This window comes from Curtobacterium sp. MCBD17_032, from assembly GCF_003234855.1.
GTDB lineage: Bacteria > Actinomycetota > Actinomycetes > Actinomycetales > Microbacteriaceae > Curtobacterium.
The window spans coordinates 340582-358954 of record NZ_QKTO01000002.1; the positions used below are offsets into that span (position 1 = coordinate 340582).

General features: G+C 71.6%; 19 protein-coding genes. 10 read left to right on the plus strand and 9 right to left on the minus strand.

Annotated features, from left to right (window positions below):
* Window positions 1–21: 21 nt before the first annotated feature.
* The gene (locus DEI91_RS04635; RefSeq protein WP_111051139.1) at window positions 22–375 is read right to left on the minus strand and encodes a hypothetical protein; all 354 of its coding nucleotides are present in this window, start codon (window positions 373–375) and stop codon (window positions 22–24) included.
* A 630-nt stretch (window positions 376–1005) separates the two neighbouring features.
* On the opposite strand from DEI91_RS04635, the gene DEI91_RS04640 reads away from it, so the two are divergent.
* The 10 genes from DEI91_RS04640 to DEI91_RS04685 all read left to right on the plus strand — a co-directional run bounded on the left by DEI91_RS04640 (window position 1006) and on the right by DEI91_RS04685 (window position 13076).
* Window positions 1006–2370: a glycosyltransferase gene (locus tag DEI91_RS04640; RefSeq protein ID WP_111051315.1), complete on the plus strand. Its 1365-nt coding sequence runs from the start codon at window positions 1006–1008 to the stop codon at window positions 2368–2370.
* A complete protein-coding gene (locus DEI91_RS04645) occupies window positions 2367–4286 on the plus strand; it encodes a right-handed parallel beta-helix repeat-containing protein (protein WP_111051140.1) in 1920 nt (639 codons plus the stop codon). Before DEI91_RS04640 ends, DEI91_RS04645 begins: the two co-directional genes overlap by 4 nt.
* A 3-nt stretch (window positions 4287–4289) precedes the next feature.
* Window positions 4290–5453: a nitrous oxide reductase family maturation protein NosD gene (locus DEI91_RS04650; protein WP_111051141.1), complete on the plus strand. Its 1164-nt coding sequence runs from the start codon at window positions 4290–4292 to the stop codon at window positions 5451–5453.
* 108 nt (window positions 5454–5561) lie between these two features.
* Entirely contained in the window at window positions 5562–6992 is a 1431-nt protein-coding gene (locus tag DEI91_RS04655) for a UDP-glucose/GDP-mannose dehydrogenase family protein (protein WP_111051142.1), read from the plus strand.
* A 226-nt stretch (window positions 6993–7218) separates the two neighbouring features.
* The gene (locus tag DEI91_RS04660) at window positions 7219–7959 is read left to right on the plus strand and encodes a DUF1684 domain-containing protein (RefSeq protein WP_111051143.1); all 741 of its coding nucleotides are present in this window, start codon (window positions 7219–7221) and stop codon (window positions 7957–7959) included.
* A 67-nt stretch (window positions 7960–8026) separates the two neighbouring features.
* Entirely contained in the window at window positions 8027–9529 is a 1503-nt protein-coding gene (locus DEI91_RS04665; RefSeq protein ID WP_258374294.1) for an ABC transporter substrate-binding protein, read from the plus strand.
* A 43-nt stretch (window positions 9530–9572) separates the two neighbouring features.
* Window positions 9573–10535 (plus strand): ABC transporter permease, encoded by a 963-nt coding sequence (locus tag DEI91_RS04670; RefSeq protein WP_111051144.1) that lies wholly within the window; start codon window positions 9573–9575, stop codon window positions 10533–10535.
* On the plus strand, window positions 10532–11467 hold the full coding sequence (locus DEI91_RS04675; protein ID WP_111051145.1) for an ABC transporter permease: 936 nt from the start codon (window positions 10532–10534) through the stop codon (window positions 11465–11467). The genes DEI91_RS04670 and DEI91_RS04675 overlap by 4 nt, the downstream gene beginning before the upstream one ends.
* The gene (locus tag DEI91_RS04680) at window positions 11464–12276 is read left to right on the plus strand and encodes an ABC transporter ATP-binding protein (protein WP_111051146.1); all 813 of its coding nucleotides are present in this window, start codon (window positions 11464–11466) and stop codon (window positions 12274–12276) included. Before DEI91_RS04675 ends, DEI91_RS04680 begins: the two co-directional genes overlap by 4 nt.
* Window positions 12273–13076, plus strand: a complete 804-nt coding sequence (locus DEI91_RS04685) for an ABC transporter ATP-binding protein (RefSeq protein WP_111051147.1) — start codon at window positions 12273–12275, stop codon at window positions 13074–13076. The genes DEI91_RS04680 and DEI91_RS04685 overlap by 4 nt, the downstream gene beginning before the upstream one ends.
* Window positions 13077–13173: 97 nt before the next feature.
* Here DEI91_RS04685 and DEI91_RS04690 read toward each other — a convergent pair whose 3' ends face one another.
* From DEI91_RS04690 to DEI91_RS04720, 8 genes are all read right to left on the minus strand, one after another.
* Window positions 13174–13638, minus strand: a complete 465-nt coding sequence (locus tag DEI91_RS04690; RefSeq protein WP_220038043.1) for a GNAT family N-acetyltransferase — start codon at window positions 13636–13638, stop codon at window positions 13174–13176.
* Between the two features lie 40 nt (window positions 13639–13678).
* Window positions 13679–14086, minus strand: a complete 408-nt coding sequence (locus DEI91_RS04695) for a VOC family protein (protein WP_111051148.1) — start codon at window positions 14084–14086, stop codon at window positions 13679–13681.
* A gap of 98 nt (window positions 14087–14184) precedes the next feature.
* Window positions 14185–14919 (minus strand): YafY family protein, encoded by a 735-nt coding sequence (locus DEI91_RS04700; RefSeq protein ID WP_309148041.1) that lies wholly within the window; start codon window positions 14917–14919, stop codon window positions 14185–14187.
* A 133-nt stretch (window positions 14920–15052) separates the two neighbouring features.
* The gene (locus DEI91_RS04705) at window positions 15053–15283 is read right to left on the minus strand and encodes a hypothetical protein (protein ID WP_111051150.1); all 231 of its coding nucleotides are present in this window, start codon (window positions 15281–15283) and stop codon (window positions 15053–15055) included.
* Between the two features lie 39 nt (window positions 15284–15322).
* On the minus strand, window positions 15323–15472 hold the full coding sequence (locus DEI91_RS16195; protein ID WP_181439480.1) for a hypothetical protein: 150 nt from the start codon (window positions 15470–15472) through the stop codon (window positions 15323–15325).
* Window positions 15473–15539: 67 nt separating this feature from the next.
* On the minus strand, window positions 15540–17258 hold the full coding sequence (locus DEI91_RS04710) for a discoidin domain-containing protein (RefSeq protein WP_111051151.1): 1719 nt from the start codon (window positions 17256–17258) through the stop codon (window positions 15540–15542).
* A 185-nt stretch (window positions 17259–17443) separates the two neighbouring features.
* On the minus strand, window positions 17444–17758 hold the full coding sequence (locus tag DEI91_RS04715) for a hypothetical protein (protein ID WP_111051318.1): 315 nt from the start codon (window positions 17756–17758) through the stop codon (window positions 17444–17446).
* Window positions 17755–18267, minus strand: coding sequence for a DUF427 domain-containing protein (locus DEI91_RS04720; RefSeq protein ID WP_111051319.1), 513 nt, complete (start codon window positions 18265–18267; stop codon window positions 17755–17757). The genes DEI91_RS04715 and DEI91_RS04720 overlap by 4 nt, the downstream gene beginning before the upstream one ends.
* Window positions 18268–18373: the final 106 nt, after the last annotated feature.

The window sequence follows — 18373 nt, forward strand, 5'->3', positions numbered from 1 at the left end:
CGTGCTGCAGCATCGTCCGTGTCAGGGAGTCGGCGTGTGCGGACGCTCGGTCATGGACTGCACCTCCGCGTCCGCCGCGGTCGCGTAGAGCTCACCCCAAGCGATGCTGGTCGGCATGCGCGTGGCCGGGATGTCGACGTCGGGGAGACAGATCTGCACGAACTGCGGGAAGGTCGGGAAGGTCGGGAAGGTCCACAGGTCGTCCCCCTCGAAACGGCTCCAGAGGAGGAGTCGAGCGATCCCCTGGGGGTAGCCGATGTCCTGACCGAGCGCCGGTGGGTCACACCTGACGATGAGAGCGTGGTGGCCGTCGGGGAGTTCGACTCGCGACTCCAGCTCGCACCGGAACACCGATCCGAATCGGTCGTGCTCCATCGACGAGAGGTGGTACGTCGCTTGCAATCCAGGCCATCCCCTTCGTCTGCGCCCGACCCTGCCAGGGAGACGAGTGGTCGTCAAGGGTCGATCACCGGAGCCGGACCACTGACGGCCTGGAGACTCGGGTACCCGCGCGCAGCGAGCCTCCAGGCCGTCATCCGGCCACGTCCGCGACGAGCGCCGCCGGATCACGTCGGACGGACAGCATCTTGCGCGCTCGCCGACCGCTTCCGGGCGGCGGGCGTCACGGTGACCGCGGCCTGACCCCTCATCCCTCTTCATCGGCCACCCCGTGGTCTGACCGCCCGGTGCACCCCCGCTGGCGCCGAGCCGGGAGCGCGCTGTGTCGGCCGATGCGGCTTCCCGCATCCCCGCAACCCAGCAGTGCGGTTTTCCCCCCTTGTGGGGGCTGCAGGCCCACAGTTACCTTCAGCGGGACGGTCCCGCTCGGAGTCGAGCCGGACGTCGATCTCCCGCCCTGCGACGCCGCGTGGCTCGCCCGTCTGCCGGCGCGCCGAGCGGCTCCACCACCGCCCACCCTCCGTGCGTCCCGTGTCGCCCTGCACCGGACGCCTCGCCGTGCTGCGCGCTGCCCGTACCCGACCCTGCACGAAGGACCCGAACCTCATGCAACCGCTCGTCCTCCTCGCGTCACAGACATCGACCCAGGTGGTGCTCGACAACGTCGCCGCCTTCGGCCACGAAGCCCTGAAGTACTTCCCCATCGGCATCGCCGGCATCATCGTGTGGGCGCTGTGGGTGTACCGCGTGGTGCTGTCCGCCCGCGCGAAGCCGATCGTCAACGGGTTCCGCACCTCGACATCGGTCGTCGTCCCCTCCTTCCACGAGGACCCGGACATCCTGCTCCGCTGCCTGGAGAGCTGGCGCGAGCAGCAGCCCGACGAGATCATCATCGTGCTCGACGTGGCGGACACCGACGCCTACCGGAGGATCGTCGCCCTCGACGACCCGACCATCGTGCCGGTCCTGTTCCACCACGTCGGCAAGCGCAGCGCCCTCGGTGAGGGGATCCGGCGGGCGAAGTACGACGTGCTCGTGCTCGTGGACTCCGACACCTCGTGGGAGCCGGGGCTGCTCGAGGCCGTGCAGATGCCGTTCGTCGACGAGCGCGTCGGCGGGGTCGGCACGCAGCAGAACGTGTACCAGCGGAACTCGAGCATCTGGCGGATCATCGCGGACTGGCTCGTCAACCTGCGGTACTTCAACTACGTCCCGGCGATGGGTGCGGCCGGTGCCGTCCCGATCCTGTCCGGCCGGACCGCGGCCTACCGACGATCGGCGGTGCTGCCGGTGCTCGACAACCTGGAGAACGAGTTCTTCCTCGGGCGGCGCTGCATCGCCGGCGACGACGGTCGGCTCACCTGGCTCGTGATCGCGTCCGGCTTCCGGACCGTGCACCAGTCGACCGCGAAGGCGCTGTCGATGTTCCCGGCCAGCGGCAAGGCGTTCTTCAAGCAGCGCATCCGCTGGAGCCGGAACTCCTACCGGACGTACCTGACGGCCATCGCGAAGGGCTGGGTCTGGCGCGTGCCGTTCGTGACGAAGATCACCGTGCTCCAGATCATCCTGACGCCCGTGACGATGGGCATCACGATGTGGTACCTGCTCTTCAGCAGGCTCGAGCTGAGCACCATCGGTGTCCTGTTCACCATCGGGTGGCTCCTCTTCGGTCGTGCCGTGCGCGGCGCCTCGAACCTCAAGCGCCACCCGCTCGACCTCCTGGTGCTCCCGATGCTCGCCCTCGTGGTGATCGCGGTCGCCCTGCCGATCAAGGTGTTCGCGTTCGTGACCATGAACAAGCAGGGCTGGCTCACACGGCACGCCGACCAGATCGGCGGCGACGGGCAGCAGGCCCGCACCCTGCAGCCCGAGTCGGCCCCCGAGACGCGCCGTCCGGCGCCCGGGATCGTCGTCCAGCCGGGTGCGGTCGCGGCCTCCGCGGCTGCCGGCGACCAGGCGGTGGCAGCATGATCGCCGTGCGCAGCGCGGTGCTGCGGGGCACGACCGCGCTCGCGGTCGGGATGGGACTCGTCCTCGCCGGTCTGGCCGCGGCACCGACCGCAGCCGTCGCCGCCACGCCGACCGGGGCCACGACGGCGACCGCAGGACGTCCGTACGCCGGTGACCCGGACAAGGAGGCGCGCCTCGTCGCCGCCGAGAACGACCGGGTCTACAACGTGCGGGCACTGGCGTCCGCCGCCCGCTGGAGCGGCCTGGCCGTCTCCCGGCCGTACCGACTCGCCACCGGGTCGTCGTACACCCTCGTGCTCGTGGCACGCGGTGCCGCGTACACGATCGACGACCTCACCGAACTCGCTCCCTCGACGTTCGTGAAGCAGCCGGACGGATCCTGGCTCCTCAGCGAGAACATCGTCGTCGAGAACGGCGCCACGCTCCGGCTCGCGAGTCCGGACGGGCTGCGCATCCACCTGGAGAGCAACCACGAGGGCTTCGTGTCGATCGTGACGCAGGCCGGCGGACTCCAGGTCGTCGGTTCCGCGAAGGCACCGGTCGCGATCGACGCGTGGGACCCGCAGGCCGGGGCCGTGGACACGCAGACGTCCGACGGACGTGCCTACGTCCGGGTGCAGGGCGGCACCGCGACGCTGCAGTACGCGTCGTTCTCGCACCTCGGCTTCTGGAGCGGCACGACGGGCGGCGTCTCCCTGACCGGCACCGACCTGACCACCCTCGACCGGGCGTCCGGCGACCAGGAGGGCAAGACGAAGCGGACGACGAAGGACGTCTTCGGCAACGCCATCCTGCCCACCGGCGCGCTCCCCAGCACCGGGGAGGGGTCGGCGAACGCGGGCTCGTACAGCTACGTCTCGGCGCTCGTGCAGCACGTCACGTTCGACGGGAACGCCTTCGGGCTCTTCCTGACGAGCGCCGACGGCGTGACGATGTCCGACGCCACCGTCAAGCGCTCCCTGATCGACGGGTTGGTGCTGCACCGGTACGTGACGAACTCGACGTTCACGTCCGTCCGGACGACCGACAACGCCATGGACGGCGTGAAGATGACGCGGGCGTCCACCGGGATCGTGTTCAGCCAGGTCCGGGCGACCGGCAACGGACGGAACGGGATCACCCTCAACGGCAGCGGCTTGGCGGCCGGTCCGAACGCCGCCGGCATGCCGACCACCACCTACGGCAACAACGCCCTCACCGACAGCACGAGCTCCGACAACGGTCGCTACGGCGTCGAGGTGATCGGCGGGAAGAACGTGCGGGTCAGCGGGTCGACCGCGGCCGGGAACGAGATGGGGATCGTCGTGCGGCACGACGCCGACGACGTGGTCATCCGGAACAACGTCGTCAAGGACTCGACGCAGAACGGCATCGCCGTGCTCGACGGACCGACCGCGACCGAGGTCTCGGAGAACTCGGTGGACGGAGCCGCGATCGGCGTCTACCTCCGCGAGAGCACGTCGTCGTCGGTGACGGACAACACGATCACCGCGGCGCGCGTCCACGGCGTCACCACCGTCGGGCCGTCCGCCGGCACCGAGATCGAGGACAACGCGGTGCGTGGTTCCGGCCCGAGCGCCATCGACCTGGCCCGTTCCGACGGCGCCGTGCAGCAGGGGAACACGACCGTGCAGTGGCACTCGACGAAGCCGCTGCTCGTGACGCTGCGAGCGGTCTTCCAGCCCCTGACCGTGCTGTGGCTCGTGCTGCTCACGGTGGTGCTGGTCGCCGCGGTCGGAGGCGTCCGTCGCCGCCGTCGTGCCGGGCACGGTGAGCACCCCTACGCGAAGCTCGCACCGCTCTCGAGCTTCACCCGGGGCGCGGTCGACCCGACCACGCTCGGCCTGCCGCCCGCCCCCACGCTGCAGGGTGCCCACGCGGCAGCCCCCGGTGCGCCGTCGCGGACGGTGAGCTGACCGATGGCGACGTCCCTGCAGGAACTCCGCTCCCACCTGGTCGTCGGCGCCGCCGGCGTGGTCCTCGGTGCCGTCGTGGTCGGCGGCGTGTGGGTCGCGACGAGCACGGCCGGCGAACCCCGCGCGGCACCGACGGCCCGCTCGTCCCAGAGCGACGCGAGGAGCACCCCGGCGCCCGAGTGGACCGACCCGAGCACGCCGTCCGCGGCGCCGACCTCGGCACCGACGTCGACCTCGCGTCCGGCCCCGGAGGCGCGTCCCGTCGACGTCTCGTGCACCACGGACGCGACCACGACCGTCTCGACCGCCCAGCAGCTCACGTCGGCGCTCGCGAAGGCGGCGGCAGGCCAGGTCATCGCCCTGGAACCCGGCACCTACACGGGCACCTTCACCGGCACCGCCGCCGGCACGGCCGCGCAGCCGATCACGCTCTGCGGACCCGCCGACGCCGTGCTCGACGGCGGCACCACCGACAAGGGGTACGTCCTCCACCTCGACGGGGCGTCGCACTGGCAACTCGCCGGGTTCACCGTCCGCAACGGGCAGAAGGGCGTCATGTTCGACGGCGTCCAGCAGTCCACCATCGACGGGGTCACCGTCACCGAGATCGGCGACGAGGGCATCCACCTCCGCGCCGGCAGCAGCGACAACACCGTCAGCGGCAACGTCGTCACGAAGACCGGGCTCCGCAAACCCCAGTTCGGTGAGGGCATCTACGTCGGGTCCTCGAAGAGCAACTGGTGCCGCGTCTCGGACTGCCAGGAGGACCGGAGCGACCGCAACGTCGTGACCGGGAACACCGTCTCCGACACGGCGGCCGAGAACGTCGACATCAAGGAGGGGACGACGGGCGGGACGCTCGCCGACAACTCCTTCGACGGCACCGGCATGCAGGGGGAGAACCACGCCGACTCGTGGGTCGACGTGAAGGGGAATGGATGGACGGTGTCCGGCAACCGCGGTGTCAACTCGCCCCTCGACGGGTTCCAGACGCACGAGCTGCTCTCCGGCTGGGGCACGGACAACACCTTCTCCGACAACACCGTCGACCTCGGCAACCCCGAGGGTGTCGCGTTCGCCTTCCGGCCCGTCGAGGGCAACACGGTGTCGTGTGACAACACCGTCGTCGGGACGAACGAGCTGAGCACGACCACCTGCTCGGGCTGACCCCGCCCCCACCGCCCTCGACCCTCCGGGCTCGACCACCGCCCACCACGGCGGCACCACCACCCCGCGTCCCACCCAGTCCCCGCTACCCGAAAGCGAGCGTCCACCATGTCCGCATCCGTCACCACCATCCCGACCCGGGACCTCCCGCCCGTCGCCGAACAGCCCCGCCTCACCGTCATCGGCACCGGGTACCTCGGCGCCACCCACGCCGTCTCCATGGCCGTCCTCGGTTACGAGGTGCTCGGCTTCGACGTCGACCCGGCCAAGATCGACGCGCTCGTCGCCGGACGGGTCCCGTTCCACGAGCCCGGTCTGCCGGAGAAGCTGACCGAGGCGCTGGCGTCCGGACGGCTGCGCTTCTCGTCGTCGATGCAGGAGGTCGCCGAGTTCGGCGACGTGCACTTCGTCTGCGTGGGGACCCCGCAGCAGCCCGGTTCGAACGCCGCCGACCTCACCTACGTGGACCGCGCCTTCCGCGACCTGGCCAGCCACATCACCCGCCGCGCACTCGTCGTCGGCAAGTCGACGGTGCCGGTGGGCACGGCGGCCCGCCTCGCCGACGTCGTCCGCGAGGTCGCCCCGGCCGGTGCGGACGTCGAGGTCGCGTGGAACCCCGAGTTCCTCCGCGAGGGCTACGCCGTCCAGGACACGCTCCACCCCGACCGGCTCGTGTTCGGCGTCGAGTCGGCGTGGGCCGAGGCGCAGCTGCGTGCCGCGTTCCGACCGGTCCTCGACGAGGGCACCCCGCTCGTGGTCGCGGACCTGCCGACGGCGGAACTCGTCAAGGTCGCGGCGAACTCGTTCCTCGCGACGAAGATCTCCTTCATCAACGCGATGGCGGAGATCTGCGAGGCGACCGGAGCGGACGTCAGCGTCCTCGCGAGCGCGCTGTCCCACGACACGCGCATCGGCGGCCGGTTCCTCAAGCCGGGCCTCGGCTTCGGCGGCGGGTGCCTGCCGAAGGACATCCGGGCCTTCTCGGCGCGTGCCGACGAACTCGGGGTGGGACAGGCCGTGCGCTTCCTCGACGAGGTCGACGCGATCAACCTCCGCCGACGCCAGCGCACCGTGGACCTGGTCACCGAGATGGCCGGTGGGGAGCTGGCGGGCAAGAAGGTCGCCGCGCTCGGAGCCGCGTTCAAGCCGAACTCCGACGACATCCGCGACGCCCCGGCCCTCGACGTCGCCCGGATGCTCCGCGAGGCCGGCGCGATCGTCACGGTCTACGACCCGGAGGCGATGGCGAACGCCGCGCGCGTCCGTCCCGAGCTCCGGTACGCGCCGTCCATGACCGCGGCGGTCATCGACGCCGACGTCGTGGTGCTGCTCACCGAGTGGCAGCAGTTCCGGGACGTCGACCCGGACGACCTCGGCGCGCTCGTGCACACCCGGCGCATCGTCGACGGGCGGCACGCGCTCGACGCCGACCGGTACCGCGCAGCGGGCTGGGAGTACCGGGCCCTGGGGCGGCCGGTCGCGTCGCGCACGGTCGAGATCGCCGTCGACGAGCAGGACCGCCTCCAGCGCTCCGCGTGACGGTCAGGCGTCGTCTCCGCGGAGGTGGCCCGTCGACGACGGTGTCGGTGGGCCACCGCCCCGCGGAGGCGGCGCCGCACACGGCGGACGGGAGGCCCGTGGCCAGCTCGACACGGGCCTCCCGTCCGGCGCACGACGCGTCCGCAGCGGCGCCGACCGGCGCCGTGTTGCCCCGTGTGACGCCGAGCCGGGAATACCGGACGCCACTCTGCGATTCTCGTCCCCGATGAGCATCACCGACCCCGACACGACGCACGACGCCCCCGCCTCCTGGGACGCCTGGCGCGCAGCCCGCCGCGAGCGGGTCACCGGCGCGCAGGGCGACCTGGCGCTGATCCGCACCGAGTGGCTCCCGATCGGCCAGGAGCCCGACCTCGAGGCAGCGCTCGTCGGGCAGCCGGAGACCGTCACCGCGACCCGCGTGCGTCGGATCGACCTGGACACGGGCGAGCCGCAGCACGGCTTCCGCCTGTGGGACGCCGCGTCCCCGGCGATCCGGTCCTACGTCGACACCCCGGTGTTCCCGTACGACCCGTCGTGGCGGATCACCGCACACTTCACGCCCGCCGAGCCCGGCCGGACGATCCCGTACGAGCACCTCCGGGACGCCGCCGGTGCCACCCGCGACCTCGTCGTGCCCGGGGACATCACCGCGACGATCGGCGACCGCGAGTACACGCTCAGCGCCTTCGACGACGACGGCACCCTGCTGCTCGTGTTCGGCGACCCGACGAACCGCAGCACCGACGAGGCCGAGCGCACCTACGGCACCGGTCGCTTCCTGTTCGTCGAACGCCCCGACGGGTCGTCGACGGGCGAGGAGTCCGACGTCGTGCTCGACTTCAACCAGGCGTTCGTGCCGCCGTGCGGCTTCAGCGACCAGTACAACTGCCCGCTGCCGCCGTTCCAGAACCGCCTGCACGTGCCCGTCCACGCGGGCGAGCGCCACGTCGCCCACCGCGCCTGACCGTCGTGCGGCCGTCGGCCGCACAGCCACACCCTGCCTCCACCACCCCCGAAGCACCAGGAGTCCCGTGAAGACCCGAATCGTCGCGCTCGCCGCGTCCGGCATCGCCCTCAGCCTCGCCCTCGCCGGCTGCTCGTCCTCCGGAGGCGGCGGATCGTCGTCGGGCGGGGACGCCACGGTGGCGATCGGCTCGCTGTACGAGCCGACGAACCTGTCCAACGTCGACGGCGGTGGACAGGGCGTCAACGAGGCGTTCCAGGACAACGTCTACGAGGGGCTGTTCCGCCTCGGGGACGACGGCACGGTGACCCCGCTGCTCGCCAAGTCGTACGACACGTCCTCCGACGGGCTCACCTACACGTTCACGCTCCGGAAGGGCGTCCAGTTCCACAGCGGCGCGGAGCTCACCAGCGCCGACGTGAAGAGCTCCATCGAGCGCGTCACCGCCGAGGACTCGCAGTCCTCCCGCAAGTCGAGCCTGGCCGTCGTGGAGTCGATCGAGACCCCCGACGACGAGACCGTCGTGGTGCACCTGTCGCAGCGGTCGATCTCGTTCGTCTACAACCTCTCCTACGTCTGGATCGTCCCCGCTGACGAGGAGAAGCTCAAGACCGAGGAGGACGGCACCGGGCCGTACACGCTCGACACCTGGAAGCGCGGCTCGTCCATCACGCTCGAGCCCTTCGCCGACTACTGGGGCGAGAAGCCCGCGAACGGCGGGGTCGAGTTCGACTACTTCACCAGCGCCTCCACGCTGTCGAACGCGCTCGCCAGCGGTCAGGTCGACGTCATCACGAGCATCCAGTCACCCGACGCCCTGTCCCGGTTCACCGCTGACGAGTCGAAGTACACGGTCAGCGAGGGCGACTCCACCACCAAGGAGCTCTTGGCGTTCAACGACGCGGAGGGCCCCTTCACGGATGTGAAGCTCCGCCAGGCGGTCTCGGCCGCGATCGACCGGAAGGCCCTGCTGAAGGCGATCTGGGGCGACTACGGCACCGTGAACGGCTCGATGGTCCCGCCGACCGACCCCTGGTACGAGGACCTGACGAGCGTCAACGCGTACGACCCCGCCAAGGCGAAGGAGCTGCTCGCCGAGGCCGGCCACGCCGACGGGTTCTCCTTCACGCTCGACACTCCGTCGTACGACCCGCACCCGGCCGTCGCGCAGTACCTGCAGAGCGCGCTGCAGAAGGTCGGCGTGACCGTCGACATCAACACGATCAGCGCCGACGAGTGGTACACGAAGGTGTACCAGCAGCACGACTTCGAGGCGACGCTGCAGGAGCACGTCAACGACCGCGACGTCGTCTTCTACGGCAACCCCGACTTCTACTTCGGGTACGACAACGCGCAGGTCCAGAAGGACATCACGGACGCCGAGCAGGCTCCGTCCGAGGACCAGCAGACGGACCTGCTCCGGAAGGCGAACGAGCAGATCGTGCGGGACGCGGCGAGTGCCTGGCTGTACCTGTACCCGCAGATCGTCGTGTCGGACAAGGACGTCACAGGATACTGGAAGAACGGGCTGAACTCGCAGTTCCCCGTCTCCGACATCACCGTCTCCTAGCACCGACCGTCCAGCACCGACCAGGCAGGATCCGCACCCCCGCATGACCGCGTACGTCCTCCGCCGCCTCGGCATCCTCGTGCTCTCGCTCGCGGTCGCCCTGGTGGTGGTGTTCGCGCTCCTGCGGATCCTGCCCGGCGACCCGGCGAACGCGCTCCTCGCGGCGAACGCGACGCCGGACCAGATCGCGGCCGCCCGGCGGGAGGTCGGCTCCGACCTCCCGCTGGCGCAGCAGTTCGTGCAGTGGATCGGCCAGATGTTGCACTTCGACCTCGGCACGTCGTTCACGAGCGGCCTGCCGGTGCTGCCCGACCTCGCGCAGCGCCTGGTCGTCACCGTGCCGCTCACCCTCATCGCGTTCGGCATCGCCGTCGTCGTGGCCTGCGTCGTCGGGTTCGTCGCGGCTGCGCGAGCCGACCGCTGGTACGGCGTGCTGCTCTCCGGTGTGACGCAGCTCGGCATCGCCGTTCCGGTGTTCTGGATCGGCATCCTGCTCGTGCAGGTGGTCTCCCTGCAGTGGGGCCTGCTGCCGTCGAGCGGCTTCCCGCGTGACGACTGGACGTACGCGGGCGACGCACTCGAGTCGCTCGCGCTGCCGGTCATCACCGTCGCGGTCGTGATGACGGCCTCGATCGCGCGCTACGTGCGGAGCGCGGTGCTCGACGTCCTCGGCGCCGACCACATCCGCACGGCCCGGGCGCTCGGTGCGTCGACGGCGTCGGCGTTCCTCCGGCACGGCGTCCGGTCGGCGGTCGTCCCGGTGATCGCGGTGCTCGGCATCGAGCTGGCGTCGACCTTCCTCGGCGCGGTCGTCGTCGAGAGCGTCTTCGCCCTGCCCGGCCTCGGCAGCATGCTCATCACCGGCATCGAGCAGCACGACTACCCGAGCATCCAGGGCGTCCTGCTCGTCTCCACCGTCGCGGTGCTCGTCATCGGCTTCGTCGCCGACGTCGTGCAGCGCATCGTCGACCCGCGCCTGCGCACGAGCGTCTCGGGGAACCGATGAGCGCCCGCCGGTCTGTGTCCCTGACCACGGGTATCGTGCTCGTCGGCCTGGTCGTCGTCGCCGCGGTCGTCTCGCTCGTCTGGCTGCCGTACTCGCTGTACGACACGTCCGGTGGCCGGCTCACCCCGCCCGGCGCCGCACACTGGCTCGGCACGGACACGCTCGGCCGCGACCTCGCGACGCAGCTGCTCATCGGTGCCCGCATCGCACTGACGACCGGCGTCGGCGCCGTGCTCGTCGGCGGGGTGCTCGGTACCGCGATCGGCCTCGCGGCGGCCTTCGCCCGACCCTGGCTCGACGACACGCTGTCCGCCGTGCTCGACATCGTGATCGCCTTCCCGACGCTGCTCGTCGCGATGCTCCTCGTCGCCGCTCGCGGTGCGTCGCTCGGCACCGCGATCGTCGCGATCGGCCTCGTCATGGCCGCGGTCGTCGCACGGCTCGTCCGGATCCTCGCCCGACGGGTGCTCCGCCAGGACTACGTCACCGCGGCGCGGACCTCCGGCACGACCTGGCCGCGGATCATCACCCAGCACGTGCTCCCGAACATCTGGCCGACCCTCGCGGTCAACCTCGCGCTGCAGTTCGGCCTCGCCGTCCTCGCCGAGGCGAGCCTGTCCTACCTGGGGCTCGGCGCGCCGCCGCCGAACGCGTCCTGGGGGCGGATGCTGCAGGACGCCCAGCAGACCGCGTTCGAGGCACCCGCCGGCGTCATCACGCCGGGCCTCGCCCTCGTCGTGCTCGTCATCGGTGCGAACCTGCTGGCGGACGGCCTGCGGGACGTCGCGGACCCGACCCGTCACGGACGGCGAGCCGCGCGCGGAGCCGCCCCGGGCCTCCCGGCCGGTGCGCCGGTCGCCGGTGACGGCGTCGGCACCGCCGTCGGACCGGTGGCGTCCGCCACCGACGACCCGGACGGGAGGCCCGCATGACGCCCGCCATCGAGGTCACCGACCTGCGCATCACCGCCGCCGATGGCGCAGCGCTCGTCGACGGCGTCTCGTTCTCGGTCGACGTCGGCGACCGCCTCGGCATCGTCGGTGAGTCCGGCAGCGGCAAGTCGCTCACCGCACTCGCGGTCATGGGGCTGCTGCCGACCGGGCTCACCGCCAGCGGCTCGGTCCGGGTCGGCGACGTCGAGGTGCTCGGCGCCCGTGAGCGTGCCCTGCGCGACGTCCGAGGCGGCGTCGTCGCCCCGGTCTTCCAGGAGCCGATGACCGCACTCGACCCGCTCATGCGTGCCGGCGACCAGATCGCCGAGCCGCTGCGGCGGCACCGCGGACTCCGCGGTCCGGCCCTGCGCGCCGCGGTCCGCGAGGCGATCGCCGACGTCGCCCTCACCGACCCCGAGCGTGTCGCCGGGTCGTTCCCGTGGGAGCTCTCCGGCGGGCAGCGGCAGCGCGTCGCGATCGCGATGGCGCTCGCGTGCCGCCCGCGCGTCCTCATCGCGGACGAACCGACGACGGCGCTCGACGTCACGGTGCAGGCACAGGTGCTCGACCTCCTCGACCGGGCCGTGACCGAGCGGGGGATGGGGCTGCTGTTCATCAGCCACGACCTGCCGGTGGTCGCGCGGACCGTCGACCGGGTGCTCGTGCTCGAACACGGTCGTGCCGTCGAACAGGGGGCCGTCCGCGACGTCATCGCCGCACCGACCCACCCGTACACGCAGCGGCTCGTCGGCAGTGCCCGGACGCTGCAGGACGCCCTCGACGCCGGCCGCCGCGGAGGTGCACGATGACCGCCCTGCTCGAACTGTCGGACGTGACGTTCCGGTACCCGAGCCGCGGTGCACGGCGCACCGGTGGCACGGGCCCCGCCCCGGGCACGGGCCTGGCGCTCGACGGTGTCTCGTTCGCCGTGCAGCCCGGCGAGCACCTCGGCATCGTGGGGGAGTCCGGTGCGGGCAAGACCACCGTGCTCCGGATGCTCCTCGGGCTGGCGGCGCCGGACTCCGGCACCGTGTCCTTCGACGGGGCGCCGCTCGACCTCCGCGACCGGGCCGCGCTCCGCCGCTTCCGCACCGCCGTGCAGCCGGTGTTCCAGGACCCGTACTCGTCCCTCGACCCCCGGCAGCGCGTCGACCGCATCGTCGGCGAGCCGCTGCGCTCCCTCGGGGTGGCGTCCGGCTCCGAGGCGTCCGACCGGGTCGCCGCCGCGCTGCGGGACGTCGGGCTCGGTGCCGACGCAGGGCAGCGGTACCCGCACGAGTTCTCCGGCGGGCAGCGGCAGCGCATCGCGATCGCCCGCGCCGTGGTGTCCGGCCCCCGGGTGCTCGTGGCCGACGAGCCGGTGAGCGCGCTCGACCTGACGACCCGGGTCGCCGTCCTCGAGCTGTTCGAGCGGCTCGCCGAGGAGCACGGCATGACGATCGTGCTCGTCTCGCACGACCTCGCGGTGGTCGCACGGCTCTGTGCGTCGACCGTGGTCCTCCGCGGTGGCCGGGTCGAAGAGCAGGGCGACACGAGTGCGGTCCTGGCGTCGCCGCGGTCGGACTACACGCGGGCGCTGCTCGACGCGGTGCCGCGGCTGCCGCGCTGAGGTCGTGTGCCCGGACGTCGACGAGTGCCACCGTCATCCCGGCTGCCCGTTGCCGGCCCGATGCACTTCCTCGGCGCAGAGGACCGGTCGAGGGCCTTCACCGAGCCAGGTCGGTGAGCGTGCGTGACCACGCGACCTCGTTGCTGAGTTGTCCGGTCCTGACGAACAGGCGTACTTGCTGCGTCTCGGGCAGCGCCGCAGCCAGGTGTTCCCGGTCGGCGTCGGTGAAGCCGAGCTTCTGCCAGAACGGCCCCGACCGCCGCGAGAACAGCCACGCGCACGAGGCCCCCGCGCCGGCTGCTCGTTCGAGAGCGAACATCGCGAGGCGGGAACCGGCACCGACGGTGCGACGCTCGGGCGCGACGGCGACGCTCCGGATCAGCGCGTGCGTGCCGTCTCGGCTCGGTTCGAAGCCGGTACTGCCGATCACCGATCCTGTTCTGTCCCGCTCGATCCACAGGTGAACGGTCGGGTCGTCGAGCCCGGCAAGGGTCAGGTCGGCGTCGCGGAGGAGAGCACGGAGGGGATCGACGTCGCGCTCTGTCACGGGGTGGAACGTCACGCCCTCATCCTCTCGACGGTGCGCGGCCAGTGCCGATGGGTCACCGGACGGTGCTCGCTGTGCGGCTTCCTGCCTGGTCGGTGGTCGGCTTGCTGAACAGGTTGACGACGTTGCCGTCGGGATCACGGACCAGTGCGGAGCGGTTGCCCCACGGCATCGTCGTCGGTTCGAGGACGACGTCCTCGTTCTCGAGCGCGAGCTCGGCGAAATCGCCATCGACGTCAGCGACTTCGAACTCGATGAACACGGATCGGTTCGTGGCAGGTGTGAGAGCGCCGCCGAGCATCGCGACGGTCGCGGTGCTGGCGATCGCGAGACTCGCGCCGGGGCCGCTGAACTGCGCGAACGCCGGGGCGGGACGCACGGCCTGCTGGCCGGTGACCTGCTCGTAGAAGGCGACGAGACCGTCGAGGTCGTCGGTGACGATGCGGATGGAAGTGAACGACATGGGGCTCCTTCGGTGGTGCTGGTGAGGTGGGAGCATCAGCATCACCGGTCGTCGCGACACCGTCCTGTCGGTGTTCCGCAGAACACGTCGGCCGCCGATCAGTCGTCGATGACGGACCTGAGTCGTCCGTACTGGATCGCGAGGTCCTCTGCGAGGAGCGCCCGCGTGGGCGGCCGCTCATCGGTGACCCGGACCGAGAGCATCCGATCTCCACGGAATGCCCGCACGCCCTCTCGCAGTCGGCACCAGGCCACCAGGTACCACTGCCCTTCCTTCTCGACCGACCCCAACGGTTCGACGTCCCGACTGGACTCCGCACCGCCGGCGTCCAGGTACCGCAGCTGGACGACACGGTCCGCACGCAGAGCTTCCGCGAACGCGACCGGCACGGTCGTGTCCTCTTCGCTCTCCAGGAAGTGCACCCGCGATGCGAGAGCACTGGCACGTGCGGCGTCCCGGTCCGGCATCACTGCGAGCACCTTGCGGGTGGCAGTCCGGGCGGACTGCCGGAACGGGCTGTGGTGGAGCGCGCCGAGCCCGATCAGCACCGCGAGGGCCTCATCCAGCGTGAACCCCGCCGGGCCGAGCGTCGCTGACGCGTCGATGACGTACCCACCGGTCCGGCCCGGCTCCGCCCAGATCGGCAGACCCGACTGCTGCAACGCGGCGAGGTCCCGCTCGATGGTCCGCACGGACACCTCGAAGCGTTCTGCAAGACGACGCGCACTCCGCGGGCGCGGTGCAACAGCCCGCAGTTCCTCCACGAGACCGTAGAGACGATCGGTCCGGTTCACCGACCCATCATCCGACACACCGCCTCTGCCGCACGACACGAGGCCACGCCGACGCGTTCCGTCGTGTCCACGAGCGCGCTGCTGTTCGCATGCTGCTGCCGCCATCCGGGTGAGGGCCAGTCTCGCTCGCGCCGGTCGCGATCAGCGTGCGCGCGGGGAGTTCCTTCGGCTCTCAGCGTCGCGGGGAGCGGTCGGACCGGGCGAACAGCACCACGCTGACGACGAGGAGCAGCACGCCGGTGTACGCGAGCGGCTGCCCGAAGAACAGCAGAGCGCCGGCCCCGATCACCGCGCCGCCCTCGGGATCGGACGTCACCTCTGCGAGGAACGCACCACCGCAGAGGACGCCTCCGACAGCGAGGAGGATGCCGCCGACGAGGCAGGCGACGCGAGATGGAGTCATTGCCGCATCGTATTGATCCACCTGAGCTGTGGCCAGCCGTCAGATGACCGCGACCCTGTGGGCGCGGAAGAAGTACCCGTCCTGCCCTCGCGGGGAGGTCTCCACCTCGAACCGCTGATGGTGATCGAGGTCGGCGTCGCGGTCCTGTTCCCGGCCGTCGATCGTCACCCTCGCGATGGTCGCCTGCACGTGCAGCATCCTGCACGGCGCCGACAGTCGACGGTCGACCGTCCGACGTCCTCCCGCCTGCCCAGGCTCAGCGCACCCGCACCGTCACGGTCTCGATGCCCGCGTTGCCGTGCCCGTCCATCGCGTACACCGCGAGCTTCCAGTTGCCGGCCGTGGTCGGTGCGGTGATGCGCAGCGTCGCGTCGCCCGCGGTCGTCACCGGCGTCGGTCGGAGTGCCCCGTCGCCGCCGTTGATCCAGCGGCTCGTCACCGACACCCGGTAGGTCACGGCGTCCCCGTCCGGGTCCACCGCCGGCGCGGTCACGGTCACCGTCGACCCGGGTGCGACTCCGGTCGAGGGCGACGCGGCGATCCGCTGGATGACCGGCGGGCGGTTGCCGGTCACGGGTCCGCCGTACGCCTGCTGGACGGCGTAGTACGACAGGCGCTTGAGCCCGCCGGTGCGGAGGTTCAACCACACGCCCTGCTCGTCGTCCTCGACGCCGTAGTGGAACATCGTCGCGCCGAGGGCTACGCCGGGAGCGGCAGTGACGGCCTTCCAAGCGTCCGCGTACGACCGAGCTGCCGCGGTGTCGCTCAGCTGCTGCGGGACACCGTTCGCATCCGCCGGGACCTCCCACGAGCCGGCCGGCCCGGTCTCGGTGACCAGGTAGGGCTTCGTGTAGCCGCCGTCCCGCCACTTCTGCTGCACCCAGCCGATGCCGCCGTACGTGTTCACCGCGTACAGGTCGAGGCTCGGCGTGTACTTCCGGTAGAGGTCCCAGGCCTCGGTGGTGGCGTCGGTCGACGTCACCGGGTGCGACGGGTCCGCGGCGTGGATCGCCTTCGTGACCTGTTCGACGTACTTCGCGTAGGCGACGCGCTGCGCCTCGCCCTGGCCGAGCATGACCTCGTTGCCGACGTCCCACATGAGGAGCCCGCGGTGGTCGCGGTAGCTCGTGACGGTCTTCGTGATGCTCGCGAGCGCGCTCGTCTTGTACGCGGAGTCGTTCACGTAGTCGGCACCCTGGTCCAACCAGAGGCCGGCGACGACCCGGATGCCGTGCGCCTGCGCGGCGTCGAACAGCTGCCGGGAGGACGCGTCGGTGCCCCAGGTCCGGACCGTGTTGACGCCCATGCCGGCGATGTCAGCCATGTACGTCGGGGCCTCGGCAGCTGACGGCCCGTAGGTCACGCCCTTGACGAGCCACGGCTTGCCGTCGACCGTCAGCTGCCACTTCCCCTGCGTGCCGGTGACCCGCACCCCCGTGGTGGGCGTCGGCGTCGGCGTAGCCGGCGTCACCGGGGTCCCCGTCACTTGGAACTCCCACAGTGAGTAGCCGTGGTTGGTGCCGCGCTGCACGCCGAGCATCCGCACGTACCGGCCCGTCCCGGACACGGCCGTCGTGACGACCCCGCCCTTGCCGGCCGTGACGTTCGAGACGGTGGTCCAGGTCTTCGCGTCGGCCGACACCTGCAGCTTGTAGGCCTTCGCGTAGGCGACCTCCCACCGCAGGGTGATGCTCGAGATCGTCGCGGTGCGGCCCAGGTCGACGCGCAACCACTGCGCGTCGGTCCGCGCGCTCGCCCACCGGGTCGTGGTCTTCCCGTCCACCGCCTTCGCAGCCGGTCGCGAACTCGAGTCGGTCGACGACGCGAGGGCCGGGCGTCCGGTCGACAGCACCGTCGGCGCTGCGCTCGCGGCCGGTGTCCGGAGCGCCACGAGCAGGGCGGCGAGCAGGACGACGGCGACGACCGCCGCGGCGAATCGGACGGTCGTGGTGGCGGTGCTGCTGACGGCGCGCATCGGTGGCCCTCCGGTCGTGTCCGGGCAACGCTACGGAGCGTCCGCACCGCCGGTCAACGGCTCGGCGCCGCCCCAGTCCGAGGGGCCAGGAGGGACGGGCCGACGGGCAGGAGACCGCCCTGCACTCGGCGGTGTGCGTGGTGGACAGCACGGAGCAGGTCGTGTCGTCGCACGACCCGGTGCCGTCACACCCGGCTGATCGCGATCGTCCCCGGTCCGATCGGCAGCGCACCCGCCCGGTACTCGAGGGTGGCCCCGGCGTCGACGGCATCGACCCGCACCGTGGCCGCGCCGAACCGCCAGCCCCGGTTGATGCAGTAGACGCCGAACTCGACGACGCCGTCGTCCGGCAGCACCCACGTGCCGGAGCCCCACTGCGCGGGGTGTCCGACGCCGTCGATGGTGACGGTGGGACGTGCGCCCCAGGCGAACCAGGGCTTGCGCAGGCGGAGTCCGATCCGACGGCGGGTGGTGCCCGAGGGCGACGGGGCCGGGTTCACCACCCGAGCGTCCCGGGTTCGCCCTTGAACGGCCCGACGATGTCCGCCGTGATCCAGCCGCCGTAGAAGTCGCCCGCCTGCGCCCGCACGCGTTCGCCGGCGACCTCGCACGAGTCCATCCGCGACGGGTACACCGCGACGTGGTCCCGCAGCTCGCCGTAGCCCTCCCACGGCGACCGGTACGTCCAGGCGCCGCGCGGCACGACGGCGTCGCCGCCGTGCACGTCGAAGTACGTCGCGCTGCCCTTGAACTCGCACATGCTCGAGCCGCTCGTCGGCACGAGCGCGCCGTCGACGACGTCCGCGATCGGCAGGTAGTAGACCGGCGGGTGGCTCGTCTCGAGGACGCGGAACGCCCGGGTGGTGTCCGCGATGACCTGCCCGCCCAGGCGCACGACGACACGTGCACCGGTGTGCTCGACGCGCGGCGGCCGCGGGTAGTCCCACACCGACTCCTGGCCGGGTCCGGGCTGCACGGGGGAGGGGTGGCCGGGGCTGCGTCGCGTCATGCTCCCGTTGTACCCGCCGGTGCCCACCGGACTGGAGGCTCGTCACCAGCTGACACCGGGCCTCCCGTCCCCGACGTGGCAGCGATCGTGACGCCCCCCTGGTCAG